This window comes from Ruegeria sp. BHSC223 (assembly GCF_059613025.1).
On record NZ_JBXWRR010000020.1, the window covers coordinates 19,531 to 32,061 of the forward strand.

The 12,531-nt window shown below is 64.1% G+C and carries 14 protein-coding genes; 4 read left to right on the top strand and 10 right to left on the bottom strand.

Translation table 11 applies throughout. From position 1 onward, the window contains the following. Positions 1-68 precede the first annotated feature (68 nt). The gene (gene zapE, locus AC2FNY_RS18920; RefSeq protein ID WP_496803407.1) at positions 69-1,130 is read right to left on the bottom strand and encodes a cell division protein ZapE; all 1,062 of its coding nucleotides are present in this window, start codon (positions 1,128-1,130) and stop codon (positions 69-71) included. 150 nt (positions 1,131-1,280) lie between these two features. Here zapE and AC2FNY_RS18925 point away from each other — a divergent pair, with 150 nt between their 5' ends. After that, positions 1,281-2,516 carry an MFS transporter gene (locus AC2FNY_RS18925; protein ID WP_234139075.1) on the top strand — a complete coding sequence of 412 codons (1,236 nt, stop codon included), beginning with the start codon at positions 1,281-1,283 and terminating at the stop codon, positions 2,514-2,516. A gap of 16 nt (positions 2,517-2,532) precedes the next feature. Here the strand turns inward: AC2FNY_RS18925 and AC2FNY_RS18930 are convergent, their stop codons facing one another. From AC2FNY_RS18930 to fghA, 9 genes are all read right to left on the bottom strand, one after another. Next, the gene (locus AC2FNY_RS18930) at positions 2,533-3,441 is read right to left on the bottom strand and encodes an ornithine cyclodeaminase family protein (protein WP_496803408.1); all 909 of its coding nucleotides are present in this window, start codon (positions 3,439-3,441) and stop codon (positions 2,533-2,535) included. Continuing rightward, positions 3,438-4,058 carry an HAD family hydrolase gene (locus AC2FNY_RS18935; protein WP_496803409.1) on the bottom strand — a complete coding sequence of 207 codons (621 nt, stop codon included), beginning with the start codon at positions 4,056-4,058 and terminating at the stop codon, positions 3,438-3,440. The genes AC2FNY_RS18930 and AC2FNY_RS18935 overlap by 4 nt, the downstream gene beginning before the upstream one ends. Positions 4,059-4,224: 166 nt before the next feature. Beyond that, positions 4,225-4,521 (bottom strand): 50S ribosomal protein L23, encoded by a 297-nt coding sequence (locus AC2FNY_RS18940; protein WP_093029010.1) that lies wholly within the window; start codon positions 4,519-4,521, stop codon positions 4,225-4,227. Then, positions 4,518-5,135 carry a 50S ribosomal protein L4 gene (gene rplD, locus AC2FNY_RS18945; RefSeq protein ID WP_234139078.1) on the bottom strand — a complete coding sequence of 206 codons (618 nt, stop codon included), beginning with the start codon at positions 5,133-5,135 and terminating at the stop codon, positions 4,518-4,520. The genes AC2FNY_RS18940 and rplD overlap by 4 nt, the downstream gene beginning before the upstream one ends. Next, positions 5,132-5,857, bottom strand: a complete 726-nt coding sequence (gene rplC / locus AC2FNY_RS18950; RefSeq protein ID WP_011049497.1) for a 50S ribosomal protein L3 — start codon at positions 5,855-5,857, stop codon at positions 5,132-5,134. Before rplC ends, rplD begins: the two co-directional genes overlap by 4 nt. Before the next feature lie 16 nt (positions 5,858-5,873). Then, positions 5,874-6,188 carry a 30S ribosomal protein S10 gene (rpsJ, locus tag AC2FNY_RS18955; RefSeq protein WP_005621947.1) on the bottom strand — a complete coding sequence of 105 codons (315 nt, stop codon included), beginning with the start codon at positions 6,186-6,188 and terminating at the stop codon, positions 5,874-5,876. Positions 6,189-6,414: 226 nt separating this feature from the next. Then, the gene (locus tag AC2FNY_RS18960; RefSeq protein WP_234165223.1) at positions 6,415-6,879 is read right to left on the bottom strand and encodes a YaiI/YqxD family protein; all 465 of its coding nucleotides are present in this window, start codon (positions 6,877-6,879) and stop codon (positions 6,415-6,417) included. After that, entirely contained in the window at positions 6,876-8,345 is a 1,470-nt protein-coding gene (gene sthA, locus AC2FNY_RS18965) for a Si-specific NAD(P)(+) transhydrogenase (protein WP_234139080.1), read from the bottom strand. The genes AC2FNY_RS18960 and sthA overlap by 4 nt, the downstream gene beginning before the upstream one ends. A gap of 8 nt (positions 8,346-8,353) precedes the next feature. Continuing rightward, on the bottom strand, positions 8,354-9,187 hold the full coding sequence (gene fghA / locus AC2FNY_RS18970; protein WP_496803422.1) for an S-formylglutathione hydrolase: 834 nt from the start codon (positions 9,185-9,187) through the stop codon (positions 8,354-8,356). Between the two features lie 172 nt (positions 9,188-9,359). Here fghA and pepT point away from each other — a divergent pair, with 172 nt between their 5' ends. From pepT to AC2FNY_RS18985, 3 genes are read left to right on the top strand one after another with little or no spacing between them, the layout of a single operon-like run. Continuing rightward, on the top strand, positions 9,360-10,598 hold the full coding sequence (gene pepT, locus AC2FNY_RS18975; protein WP_234139081.1) for a peptidase T: 1,239 nt from the start codon (positions 9,360-9,362) through the stop codon (positions 10,596-10,598). A gap of 3 nt (positions 10,599-10,601) precedes the next feature. After that, on the top strand, positions 10,602-11,459 hold the full coding sequence (locus tag AC2FNY_RS18980) for an alpha/beta fold hydrolase (RefSeq protein ID WP_496803410.1): 858 nt from the start codon (positions 10,602-10,604) through the stop codon (positions 11,457-11,459). Continuing rightward, positions 11,456-12,418 (top strand): ornithine cyclodeaminase family protein, encoded by a 963-nt coding sequence (locus tag AC2FNY_RS18985; protein WP_496803411.1) that lies wholly within the window; start codon positions 11,456-11,458, stop codon positions 12,416-12,418. Before AC2FNY_RS18980 ends, AC2FNY_RS18985 begins: the two co-directional genes overlap by 4 nt. The last annotated feature ends 113 nt before the right edge of the window (positions 12,419-12,531 follow it).

Sequence of the window (12,531 nt, forward strand, 5' to 3'; positions counted from 1 at the left end):
TCCGCCGCAAATACTCCGGGGGGAGGCGACAAAATTCTGCGAATTTTGTGCCGGGGGGCTGCGCCCCCCTACTTACCCCACTCCTTGTCCTGCATTTCGCGCAGGCGCGAGGCGGTGCGCTCGAACTCGAACGTGCCCTCGCCCTCGACATAGAGCATCTCCGGCTCGGCCGCCGCCGAACAGATCAGCCGCACCCGCGCCTCGTAAAGCGCATCGATCAGGGTCACGAACCGCTTGGCCTCGTTGAAATTGTTGCGGCTCAGACGCGGGATGTCTTCCAGCACCAGCACCTTGACCGCCCCGGCGATGGCCAGATAGTCACCCGGTCCCAGCATCCGCCCGCACAAGTCATAGAAGCTGGCCCGCCCGATCCCGTTGCGGAACGCGGGCAGTTCCACGTCGCGACCAGTGACCTTCAGGATCAGCGGCGTGCTTGCACCACCCGTCAGGTCGCGCCAGATCGCCTCGATCTCGCCACGCGCCGCAGGTCCGATCGGGGTGAAATAGACGCGGCTCCCTTCCAGCCGGTTCTGACGGTAATCGGTGGGAGAGATCATCTCCCACACTCGCATCCGTTCCTTGATCAACTCGATGAACGGCAGGAACAGCTGCCGGTTCAGCCCGTCCTTGTACAGATCGTCCGGCACGCGGTTCGAGGTGGTCACCACCACCACGCCCGCAGCGAACAACGCCTCGAAGAGCCGCCCCACGATCATCGCGTCGGTGATATCGGTGATCTGCATCTCGTCAAAGGCCAGCACCTTGACCGAGCGGATTACCGCATCGGCGACAGGCGCCAACGCATCGGCGACACCCTCATTGCGCGCGGCATGCATGCCGGCGTGGATCTCCTGCATGAAGGCATGGAAATGCACCCGGCGCACCGGCACCGTATCGCCCAGCGCCTCGACAAACAGATCCATCAGCATCGACTTGCCGCGCCCGACCCCGCCCCACAGGTACACCCCACGAGGCGGCGGCGGCGCCTTGCGGAACAACCCGCGTTTTACCGGGGCGCTCAATGCTTGGTGAATCCGGTCGAACTCGGCCAGTGCCGCCTCTTGGGCGGTATCGGCATGCAGGGTGCCCTCGGCCACACGGGCGGCGTAAAGATCGGAAACAACGGTCATTTTGCAGCCATACCCAACCTGCCCGGCCTTGAGAAGCGGCCCGTTACCGCTGCTCGCATCAATTTTCGTTAATGATGCCCGAAAAACTCCTGAATTGACGCCGCCATGTTTCAGCTTAGGGTCCGGCGGACAATACCACGGAGACCGCCAATGGACCGTTCGGCCCGCCTGATCAATCCGATCCTGATCGTCAGCTGCATCATCATCACCGTCAGCTTTGCGGTGCGCGCCTCGTTCGGCGTGTTCCAGATCCCGATCGCCGAGGAGTTCGGCTGGCTGCGCTCGGATTTCTCACTGGCCATCGCCATCCAGAACCTCGCCTGGGGCATCGGCCAGCCGATCTTTGGCGCCATTTCGGAAAAGATCGGCGACCGCAAGGCGATCTTTCTCGGTGCGCTCCTTTATGCTGGCGGCATGGTGCTCAGCGCCTGGTCGACCACACCGCTCGAACATCAGATCTATGCCTGGGCGGTGGGGTTCGGCATCGCGGGCACCGGCTTTGGCGTGATCCTCGCGGTGGTCGCCCGCGCCTCCAGCGACGACAACCGCTCGATGAGCCTCGCCCTCATCACCGCCGCAGGCAGCGTCGGACAGGTGATCGGCGCGCCCACGGCGGAATGGCTGCTGACCTTCCTGCCCTGGCAACAGGTGTTCATCGTCTTTGCGGTGGCGGTCCTGGCGCTGGTGCTGACCCTGCCGATGTTGCGCGCGCCCGAACCGGCCAGTAAGGCCGAGCTGCAAGAAAGCATGGGCCAGATCCTGTCCCGCGCCTTTCGCGATCCGTCCTATACGCTGATCTTTCTGGGCTTTTTCAGCTGCGGCTATCAGCTCTCGTTCATCACCGCGCATTTCCCCGCCTTCGTGACCGAGATGTGCGGGCCGATCCTGCCCGGCGGCGTACTGCATTCGATGGGGATCACCACCACCTCGGCGCTGGGTGCGGTGGCGATCTCGCTGGTGGGGCTGGCCAATATCGCAGGCACCCTGACGGCGGGCTGGGCGGGCAAGCATTTCCCCAAGAAATACCTGCTTGCCGGTATCTACACCGCCCGGACCGTGATCGGAGCCGCATTCATCCTGCTGCCGATCACGCCACTGTCGGTGATCCTCTTTTCGGTGGCGATGGGCTCGCTCTGGCTTGCCACCGTGCCGCTGACCTCGGGCCTTGTCGCGCATCTTTACGGGCTGCGCTACATGGGCACGCTCTATGGCATCATCTTCCTCAGCCACCAGCTGGGCGGGTTCCTCGGCGTCTGGCTGGGCGGGCGGATGTACGACCTATACGGCGATTATACCATGGTCTGGTGGATCGGCGTCGGCGTCGGCGCCTTCAGCGCCATCGTCCACCTGCCGATCCGCGAGAACCGGGCGCCAGTGCCCGCATGAACAGAGTGTGGCAGGGTCAGCCCTGCCACTTGTCCAGAATGTAGCGGCTGGTCATCAGGTCCAGATGCGCACCGCCGCCATTCTTGAACACTGTGATGTCGTCGCGCGACGCTTTGAAAGCATCAAGACCGTAGTAATCGGCCACCACATCGGCGCGGGTGATCACCCCATCGGCCAGCGGCATCATCAACTCGCCGATATGGTCCACCGTAGTATCGAAACTGTCGACAAAGATGCGCGCACGGCGCATGGCCTCGTCATCGGCCTCGCGCATGTCGGGCCGATAGGCGCCGATCAGGTTCAGGTGCTGACCCGGGCGCAGCCACTCGCCGCGAATGACCGGCTCGCTCGACATGGTGGCGGTGACGATGATGTCGGCGCGGTTCACCGCCGTGGCCAGATCGTCGACCACCTCCAGCCCGTCGTACCGCGCCGCCACCTCCTCGGCCTTGGACCGGGTGCGGTTCCACATCTTCAGGGCCGCCTTGGGGAACCCGGCCCCAAACGCCTCGCACAGCGACAGGCCCACGGTGCCCGCGCCCACCACCAGCACCTCGCGCGCGTCGGGGTCGGCCAGCCGCAGCGCGGCCAGCAGGCTGTCGCCCGCCGTCTTCCACTTGGTCACCAGGTGGAAATCCACGAGCGCCGACAGCGCCCCGTCATGGTCGCTGTAAAGGTTCACGGCCCCGTTGATCATCGGGTCGCCCCGCTCGGGGTTGCGCGGAAAGATATTGGCGGTCTTGACCGCAATGCCCAGCCCGTCGATCCAGGCCGACCGCGTCAGCATCGTGTCGGGATCGCGATATAGGAACGTATCGCCGATCTGCGCCTTGGGCAGGCTGTGGCCATCGGCCAGCGCCCGCGTCAGTTCCAGCCAGTCCAGCTTGGCCTCGCCCTCGGCAAAGGGAATATGGGGTATGCTCATGCGGCCTCTCCTTCGGTCAACAGCCCCTCGGCCACCAGGCGCGCGGCCCAGCCCTGAGGCCCGGTGAAATGATGTACCTGCCAGCCGCGCATACGCGCGGCATCGATATTCTCGACCCGGTCATCGGCGAATAGCAAGGTCCCGGGCGCCAGCCCGCAATCATCCTCGACCGCGGCATAGATCGGCGCGTGCGGCTTCACCATCTGCATCCGGCCCGAAACATAGGCCCGGTCGAACTCGGTCAGGAACGGATAGACCGTGCAGGCATAGTCGAAATTCTGCACCCCGAAATTGGTCAGCGCAAAGACCGGCACGCCCTTGTTTCTTAGCGCCCTGAGCAGGCGCACCGAATGCGGGATTTCAGGCGACGCTAGTTCGGTCCAGTTGTCGTGCCAATCCCGGATCTGATCGCGCCATTCGGGGTATTTCTCGGCCCAGCCATAAATCGTATCGGTGAAATGATGGCCCTGATCGACCAGGTCGTTCATGCCATGCAGATCGACCTCGGCAAACATCTGCCGCCGCCGCTCCTCGCCCAGAACGCGGTCATAATACCGTTCCGGCTGCCACTCGATCAGCACATTGCCGATGTCGAAAACCACCGCCTCGATTGTCATCTGAAATCTCTCTTGCCCTGAATGAATGCGGGCCTGCGGCCCTGCGTCGGACTGAACCAAGAGCGGGCCGGATGATCAACCCGAAACATCCGCACCAACCCGCGAAACGAAAAACCCCGGCTGCGCGGGGCAGCCGGGGTTCGATCTGTTGCAAGAGCTGGGTCGCTCAGAGGCCGGTCGACACGTCGATCGTGTTGCCCTCTTCGAGGGTCACATAGGCCTTTTTCACGTCTTTCCGCTTGCCCAGCTGGCCGCGGAAACGCTTGACCTTGCCTTTGGTGACGGTGGTGTTGACCGCCTTCACCTTGACGCCGAACAGCGCTTCGACCGCTTCCTTGATCTGCGGCTTGTTGCTGTCGATCGCCACTTCGAACACCACGGCGCCGTTTTCGGATGCCATAGTCGATTTCTCGGTGATGATCGGCTTGCGGATCACGTCGTAATGTTGTGCTTTCGCGCTCATTTCAGACGAGCCTCCAGTGCTTCGACAGCCGCTTTGGTGAGCACCAGGGTGTCACGCTTGAGGATGTCATAGACGTTTGCGCCCATCGACGGCAGGATATCCAGACCTTCGATGTTGCGCGCGGCGCGGGCGAACCCTTCGTTGACCGCGGCGCCGTCGATGACCAGCGCGCGCTTCCAGCCCAGGTTTGCAACCTGCTTGGCCAGAGCTGCGGTCTTGCCTTCGGATTCGGCGTTCTCGATCACGACCAGTTCACCTGCCTTGGCCTTGGCCGACAGCGCGTGGCGCAGGCCCAGCTTGCGGAACTTCTTGGTCAGGTCGTGGCCGTGCGACCGCGGGGTCGGACCCTTGTAGACGCCACCGTGACGGAAGGTCGGCGATTTGCGCGAGCCGTGACGCGCGCCACCGGTGCCCTTCTGGCGGTAGATCTTCTTGGTCGAGTAGCTGACTTCCGACTTGGTCAGAACCTTGTGGGTGCCGGCCTGCGCGTTGTTGCGCTGCCAGCGGACCACGCGGTGCAGGATGTCCGCACGCGGTTCCAGCCCGAACAGGGCCTCGTCCAGGTCGATGTCACCGGCCTTGGAGCCGTCGAGTTTGATCACATCGAGTTTCATGCTTCACCCCCTTCGGCGGGCGCTTCGGCAACAGGTGCTTCGGTTGCGGCCGATTTCACAGCAGCCGGGAAGGGCAGGCCTTCCGGTGCTTTCTTCTTGACGGCATCCTTGACGGTGACCCAGCCGGACTTCGGACCGGGCACGGCGCCCTTGATGAAGACCAGACCACGCTCGGCGTCGGTTTTCACGACTTCGAGGTTCTGGGTGGTAACACGGGCAGCACCCATGTGACCGGCCATCTTCTTGCCCTTGAACACGCGGCCCGGGTCCTGACACTGACCGGTGGAGCCGTGCGAACGGTGGCTGATCGACACGCCGTGCGAGGCGCGCAGACCACCGAAGTTGTGGCGCTTCATGGCACCGGCGAAACCCTTACCGATCGAGGTCCCCGACACGTCGACCTTCTGGCCGGTCAGGAAGTGCTCGGCCGAGATCTCGGCGCCAACTTCGATCAGCGCGTCTTCGGACACGCGGAACTCGGCCAGCTTGCGCTTGGGCTCGACCTTCTGTGCGGCGAAGTGGCCGCGCATGGCCTTGGACACGCGCTTGATCTTGGGGGTGCCTGCACCCAGCTGAACGGCGGTATAGCCGTCCTTCTCGGTGGTGCGCTGGGCGACGACCTGCAGGTTGTCCAGCTGAAGAACGGTCACAGGGATCTGCTTGCCGTCTTCCATGAACAGCCGGGTCATGCCGACTTTCTTTGCGATAATACCGGAACGCATTCTCTACCCTCCGATCTTACGACTGCAGCTTGATCTCGACATCCACGCCGGCGGCGAGGTCGAGCTTCATCAGCGCGTCCACCGTCTGCGGGGTCGGATCCACGATATCCAGGAGCCGCTTGTGGGTGCGGATCTCGAACTGGTCACGGCTTTTCTTGTCGACGTGAGGGCCACGGAGAACCGTGAACTTCTCGATCTTGTTCGGCAGCGGGATCGGGCCGCGCACTTGCGCGCCGGTCCGCTTGGCAGTGTTGACGATCTCTTGCGTGCTGGCGTCCAGAACGCGATAGTCAAATGCCTTCAGCCGGATACGGATATTTTGGCTTTGCATTGTCATGCCTTTTTGTCAGGCGTTGGGGTTGAGAGGAGGATCCGCGCGCATCGCAAACCCTCGTCGAACCCAAACGGCGGGAATCACCCCGCCGCCAAATTCTCATCGAGAACCCGCGCGCTATACTAGGGGTCGGGATGGCTGACAAGGGGTTTTGGCCCCTGCTGGCGGGATGCGGTCGCTTTTCCCCCAAATACCACCCGCCAAGGGGATTGCGGGCCGGGTATCAGCCCTGGGCATCCCTTTGCGCCGCGCGGATCTCGCGCTCCAGCGCGTCAAGAAAACGGGCGCGATCGGCCTTGGAAAAGGGTTTGCCGCCACCGCCCGCGCCCAGCGGGTTGGCCGCGCGCAGGTCGGCCATCAGGTCGCGCATCGCCAGTTGCTGGCCGATATTGGCGGGGGTAAAGGCCTCGCCATTGTGGCGCAGCACCCGGGCGCCGGCCTCGACGCATTTGGCGGCCAGCGGAATGTCGGCGGTGATCACCACATCGCCCCGCCCGGCGCGCTCGGCGATCCACATGTCGGCCACGTCCGGCCCATCGGGCACGATCACGGTTTCGACCAACGGGTTCTGCGAGGGGCGCAGCCCCCCGTTCGACACCACGGCCATGCGCAGCCGGTGCCGGGTCGCCACCCGCTCGGCCTCGGCCTTCACCGGGCATGCATCGGCATCGATATAAAGCGTCGTCATTTCTCTTTGGCCGAAGGTTTCTTGTCGGCGGTCTCGGCCTTGCCGTTCTTGCGCTTCACCTTGAACTCCTCGGGGATGGGCATCCGGTTGAACGCGTCCAGACCGGCGGTGCGATAGGCCTCGGCCAGGGTCGGATAGTTGAACGTGTTCTGCACGAAATAGTCCACCGTGCCCTTCAGGTTCATCACCGCCTGGCCGATATGGATCAGTTCGGTCGCGCCCTCGCCCACGATCTGCACCCCCAGCACGCGGCGGGTCTTGAGGCTCAGCAGCATCTTCAGCATGCCATGTTCCAGCCCCATGATATGCCCGCGCGAGGTTTCGCGGAACCGCGCCACGCCCACTTCATAAGGGATGCCGCGTTCCTGCAATTCCTCCTCGGACATGCCGCAGGTGGACATTTCGGGCACCGAATAGATGCCATAGGGAAACCACGGGCTTTCCGGCAGGGTCGGGGTTTCCAGCGCGTGGCAGGCCGCGACCCGCCCCTGCTGCATCGAGGTCGAGGCAAGCGAGGGGTGCCCGATCACGTCGCCGGTGGCATAGATATGGGGCACCGATGTCTGATAGGTCTTGCGATCCACCGTGATCCGGTTGCGGTGATCGGTTTCCAGCCCCACCGCGTCGAGATTCAGCGCCGAGGTCGCGCCCATCCGCCCGGCGGCAAACAGCAGCATCTCGGCCCGGATATGGCGGCCATTGGCCAGGCTGATCTCGATATGGCTGCCGGTATCCTCGATCTTCTCCACCGCAGAACCCAGCCGCAAGTCGACACCGTTCTCGCGGATCTGATGGGTGAATTCCTGGATCAGGGTGCGGTCGATGAAATCGAGAAAGGTCTCGCGCGGTTCGATCAGCGTCACCCGCACATCCAGCGCCGAAAACATGCTGGCATATTCGACCCCGATCACCCCGGCGCCGATCACGGCCAGCGAGCGCGGGATCCGCTCCATCTCCAGAAAGTCGTCGCCATCCACAACGGTCTTGCCGTTGAAAGGCACGTAATCGGGGCGATAGGTCTTGGTACCCGTCGCGATCAGGAACTTGGCGGCGGTTAGGCGCGTGGTATCGCCCGCCTCGGTCGCCACTTCGATCTCGTGCGGGCCGACAAAGCGGGCCAACCCGTTCAGCGTGTCGATATGGTTGCGGTTGAACTGATGCTCCAGCACGTCGACCTCGTAATCGAGCGTCATGTGCAGCCGCGCCTTGAGATCCTCGGCGCTGATCCGGTCCTTGACCCGGTAGGAGCGCCCGTAAAAGCTGCGCTCGCGCCAGCCCGACAGGTTCAGCACCGTTTCGCGCAGCGTCTTGGACGGAATGGTGCCGGTATGGACCGAGACACCGCCCAGCCGGTCCTTGCGGTCGATCACCAGCACCCGGCGTTTCAGTTTGCCCGCCTGGATCGCGGCGGCCCGACCCGAGGGGCCGGAACCGATGATGATCAGGTCATAGTCGAACGTGCTCATGCCGCTGCTCAATCGCGATAGAGCGCTTCGGCATGAAACGAAACGTGGTCTTCCATGAAACTGGAGACAAAGAAATAGGAATGGTCATACCCCGGTTGCAGCCGCAGGGTGGCCTGCTGGCGGCGCTCGGCGATGGCGGCGGCCAGCGCCTCGGGGCGAAGCAGGTCGATGAACTGGTCACTGGTCCCTGTATCGATCAGGATCGGACCGTCAAAGCCCACCTGTTTCATCATCAATGTCGCGTCATGCTTGGCCCAGGTCGACTCGTCCGTGCCCAGATAGGCGGTCAGCTGCTTGCGGCCCCAATCGCTGCCCGTCGGGTTCGAGATCGGCGCGAAGGCCGAAACCGAGCGATAGCGGCCCGGCAGGTTCATCGCCAGTGTCAGCGCCCCATGCCCGCCCATGGAATGGCCGGTGATCGCCTGCCGCGCGGAATCGATGGCAAAATGTTCGGTCACCAGCGCGGGCAGTTCCTCGGCCACGTAATCCCACATGCGGAAATGCGGCGCCCAGGGCTCTTGCGTGGCGTTCACATAGAACCCGGCGCCCTGGCCCAGATCGTAATCCTCGTGATCGGCCACGCCCTTGCCGCGCGGAGAGGTATCGGGAAAGACCAGCGCGATTCCCTGCTCGGCGGCCCATCCCTGCGCACCCGCCTTGACCATGGCGTTTTCATGGGTGCAGGTCAGACCCGACAGATACCATAGCACCGGCACCGGGCCGTCCTTGGCCTCGGCCGGCAGGAACAGGCCAAAGGTCATGTCACAGCCGGTTGCAGCAGAGGCATGGCGATAGACACCCTGAATACCGCCGAAACAGGCGTTTTCCGAGACGGTTTCGATCATGACGCGGTCCTTTCCCTCTGGTTCCCTGCAATGGCTAGCGGCCCGGAGACCAGAGGTAAAGCATGCTGGCCCGTCCGCCCGTCTTTTTACGGCACTCAGTGATAGCGTAGCGGCCTGCTTGACTTGCCCCGGAGCTGCGCCTTTGATCGCGGCAACCGCAGGAGGTGACATGCAAAACCCATTCGATCAGGAACTTCAGGACCGTCTCGTGCGCTATGCCGCCATCGACAGCCAGAGCGACGAAACTGCGCCCGCTTCACCCAGCACCGCCTGTCAGTTCGACATGCTGCACCTGCTGCGTGACGAGCTTGTCGAAATGGGCGCCCAGGATGTGGAACTGACCGACTATGGCGTCGTGCTGGCCACCATTCCCGGCACCGCGCCGGGGCCAACCGTCGGCTTTCTGGCCCATGTGGACACCGCACCGCAATTCAACGCCAGCGGCGTGAAGCCGCGCGTGATCAGCGGCTATAACGGTGGCGACATCACCTTTCCCGACGATCCCGCGCTGGTGCTGTCTCCCGCCGAACACCCCTATCTGGCGGAAAAGATCGGTCACGACCTGATCACCGCCTCGGGCACCACGCTCTTGGGCGCCGATGACAAGGCCGGGGTGGCCATCGTCATGACCATGGCTCGGCATCTGCTGAACAACCCCGATATCGCCCGCGGCCCGATCCGCGTCGCCTTTACCCCCGACGAAGAGATCGGGCGCGGGGTGAGTGAGCGTCTGCCCGCCGATCTGCGCGCCGATTTCGCCTATACGCTGGATGGCGGGCAGGTGGGAGAGATCGAATACGAAAGCTTCTCGGCCGACCGCGCGGTGGTGACGGTGACGGGCGTGTCGATCCATCCCGGCTGGGCCAAGGAGAAGATGGTCAACGCGATCCACCTCGCCTCGAAGATCGTGCAGACGCTGCCACAGGCGACAATGACCCCCGAAACCACCGACGGGCGCGACGGTTTCATCCACGCCACCGATATGGAGGGCGGCTCGTCCGAGATGGTGATCAAGTTCATCCTGCGCGATTTCGAGCGGGACGGGCTGGCCGCCAAGGGAGAGCTGCTGCGCCAGGTCTGCGCCGCCGTGCAGGCAGGCGAGCCGCGCGCGGCGATCAAATGCGAGATCTATCCGCAATACCGCAATATGCGCTATTGGCTGGAAAAGGACATGACACCGGTCGAGCTGGCCCGCGCGGCGGCCGAGGCCGAAGGGGTCGCGCCGATCTCGGTCCCGATCCGGGGCGGCACCGACGGCTCGCGCCTGACCGAGATGGGGGTGCCGACGCCCAATGTCTTTACCGGCATGCAATGCATCCACGGACCGCTGGAATGGATTTCGGTACAGGACATGGCGACCGCCACCCGCACCTGCCTGACGCTGGCGCAGATGGCGGCAAAGGGCTGAGGTGTGGGCACGCGAGACCTGATAGCCGAACGCGACAAGTTTGCGGCCCTGCACCCGGAAACCCGCCATCTCGTGAATGGCCGCGACTGGGGAGTGATCCGGACAGGACAGCGCGGCCCCGCGCTGGTGCTGATCCCCGGCACGCTGGGCCGGGCCGACATCTTCTGGCAACAGATCGCGGTGCTGTCGAAGGAGGCACGGATCCTCGCGGTGAGCTATCCGGCCTCGGGCGGGATCAGCGATTGGGCGGCGGATCTGTCGCAGATGATCGCGGATGCCGAAATGCAGGGCGGGACCGTTCTCGGCTCGTCGCTGGGCGGCTATCTGGCACAATATCTGACCGCCACCGAACCGGCGCTGTGCGGCGGGCTGGTGGCGGCCAACACGCTGGCCTCGGTTCGCGGGATCGACCAGGTGCCGCCCTATGCGCTGGACCTTGCCACCACACCAATCGACGACCTGCGCGCCGGGTTCGAGGCCGGGCTGAGCGCTTGGCAGGCACCCGACCACCCCTATCGCGATCTGGCGCCTCTCTTGCTGCAAGAGGTGCGCGGACGCATTCCCGAAGATGAGCTGCGCGCGCGATTGCAGGCGCTGAAAACCGCGCCGGACCTGCCCGCGCAAAGCCTGCCCCGCGACCGCATCTTTACCGTCCAAAGCGATGACGACCATCTGATCTCACCACCGATGCGCGAGAGCCTGCGCGCCGCGCTGGACCCTGAACGTGCATACAGGTTCCGGGCGGCCAGCCACTTTCCCTATGTCACCCGTCCCGACGCCTATACCGCGTTGCTGCGCGACGTGCTGGGTCTGTCCGTCGATCACGCGATCTGGCCTGCCGGAGAGGAGAGCCTGATATGAAGATCATAACCGCCGAAGAAATCCGCCAGCACTTGCCGATGCGCGACGCCATCGAGGTGGTGGAACTGACGATGATCCGGGTCTCCGAGGGACAGGCCAACCTGCCGCTGCGCATGGTGATGGACATCGACGGCACCAACCGTCTGGGTGTGATGCCGGGCGCACTGAGCGATCCCACGCTCTATGGCATCAAGGTTCTCAGCCTTTTTCCCGGCAACCCCGCCAAGGGGCTCAGTTCGCATATCGGTACGGTGTTGCTGTTCGATGCCGAGACCGGACAGCCCCGCGCGGCACTGGATGCCGATGCGATCACCGCAATCCGCACCGCCGCCGCAACCGCGGTGGCGACACGGGCGCTGGCCCGGCCTGATGCACGGGTGCTGGCGCTGATCGGCACGGGCGAACAGGCTGAAAGCCATATCGAGGCGCTGACGCTGGTTCGCGAGATTGCCGAGATCCGGGTTGCCGGGCGCAGCCCCGAGCGCGCCAACGCATTTGCCCGGCGCATGGCCGATCATTATCCCGGCATCAGGTTCACCGCCGCCGCCACTGCCGAACAGGCGGTCAATGGGGCCGATATCGTCTGCACGCTGACCTCATCGCCCTCGGTTGTGCTGCACGGCGACTGGATCGGGCCGGGCACGCATGTGAACGCGGTCGGCGCCTCGATCCCTTCGATGCAGGAAATTGACGAGGCGCTGCTGTTGAAATCAGGGCTGTTCGTCGATTATCGACCCTCGGCCTTTGCCCAGGCGCGCGAGATCATCTCGGCGCTGGAAACGGGCGCGATGACCGAAGCGCATGTCAGGGGCGAGATCGGAGAAGTGCTCGCGGCCAAGGTTCCGGGGCGCCCCGACACCGATGCGATCACGCTTTACCGCTCGCTTGGCATCGCCGCGCAGGATCTGGCCTGCGCCGATCATGTCTGCCGCGCCATCAGCCAGCCGTCGTCCATCTGATTGTGACATAGCCGGTATTCCCTGCATTCGTTCCGTCAGGCATGGACAAATGCGCCTCTCTTCGTTAGATGGCCCAATCTTTGCGCCGGGGTGAGTCCCGCGCCCTATTGGAC

Excerpts from the sequence above, each read along its gene's own strand:
- pepT (WP_234139081.1), top strand. The coding sequence starts at position 9,360 with ATGCAAAACCCATTCGATCAGGAACTTCAGGACCGTCTCGTGCGCTAT.
- sthA (WP_234139080.1), bottom strand. The coding sequence starts at position 8,345 with ATGAGCACGTTCGACTATGACCTGATCATCATCGGTTCCGGCCCCTCG.
- AC2FNY_RS18925 (WP_234139075.1), top strand. The coding sequence starts at position 1,281 with ATGGACCGTTCGGCCCGCCTGATCAATCCGATCCTGATCGTCAGCTGC.
- rplD (WP_234139078.1), bottom strand. The coding sequence starts at position 5,135 with ATGAAACTCGATGTGATCAAACTCGACGGCTCCAAGGCCGGTGACATC.
- AC2FNY_RS18930 (WP_496803408.1), bottom strand. The coding sequence starts at position 3,441 with ATGAGCATACCCCATATTCCCTTTGCCGAGGGCGAGGCCAAGCTGGAC.
- AC2FNY_RS18985 (WP_496803411.1), top strand. The coding sequence starts at position 11,456 with ATGAAGATCATAACCGCCGAAGAAATCCGCCAGCACTTGCCGATGCGC.
- rpsJ (WP_005621947.1), bottom strand. The coding sequence starts at position 6,188 with ATGCAAAGCCAAAATATCCGTATCCGGCTGAAGGCATTTGACTATCGC.
- AC2FNY_RS18960 (WP_234165223.1), bottom strand. The coding sequence starts at position 6,879 with ATGACGACGCTTTATATCGATGCCGATGCATGCCCGGTGAAGGCCGAG.
- rplC (WP_011049497.1), bottom strand. The coding sequence starts at position 5,857 with ATGCGTTCCGGTATTATCGCAAAGAAAGTCGGCATGACCCGGCTGTTC.
- AC2FNY_RS18935 (WP_496803409.1), bottom strand. The coding sequence starts at position 4,058 with ATGACAATCGAGGCGGTGGTTTTCGACATCGGCAATGTGCTGATCGAG.
- zapE (WP_496803407.1), bottom strand. The coding sequence starts at position 1,130 with ATGACCGTTGTTTCCGATCTTTACGCCGCCCGTGTGGCCGAGGGCACC.
- AC2FNY_RS18940 (WP_093029010.1), bottom strand. The coding sequence starts at position 4,521 with ATGAGCGCGAAAGCACAACATTACGACGTGATCCGCAAGCCGATCATC.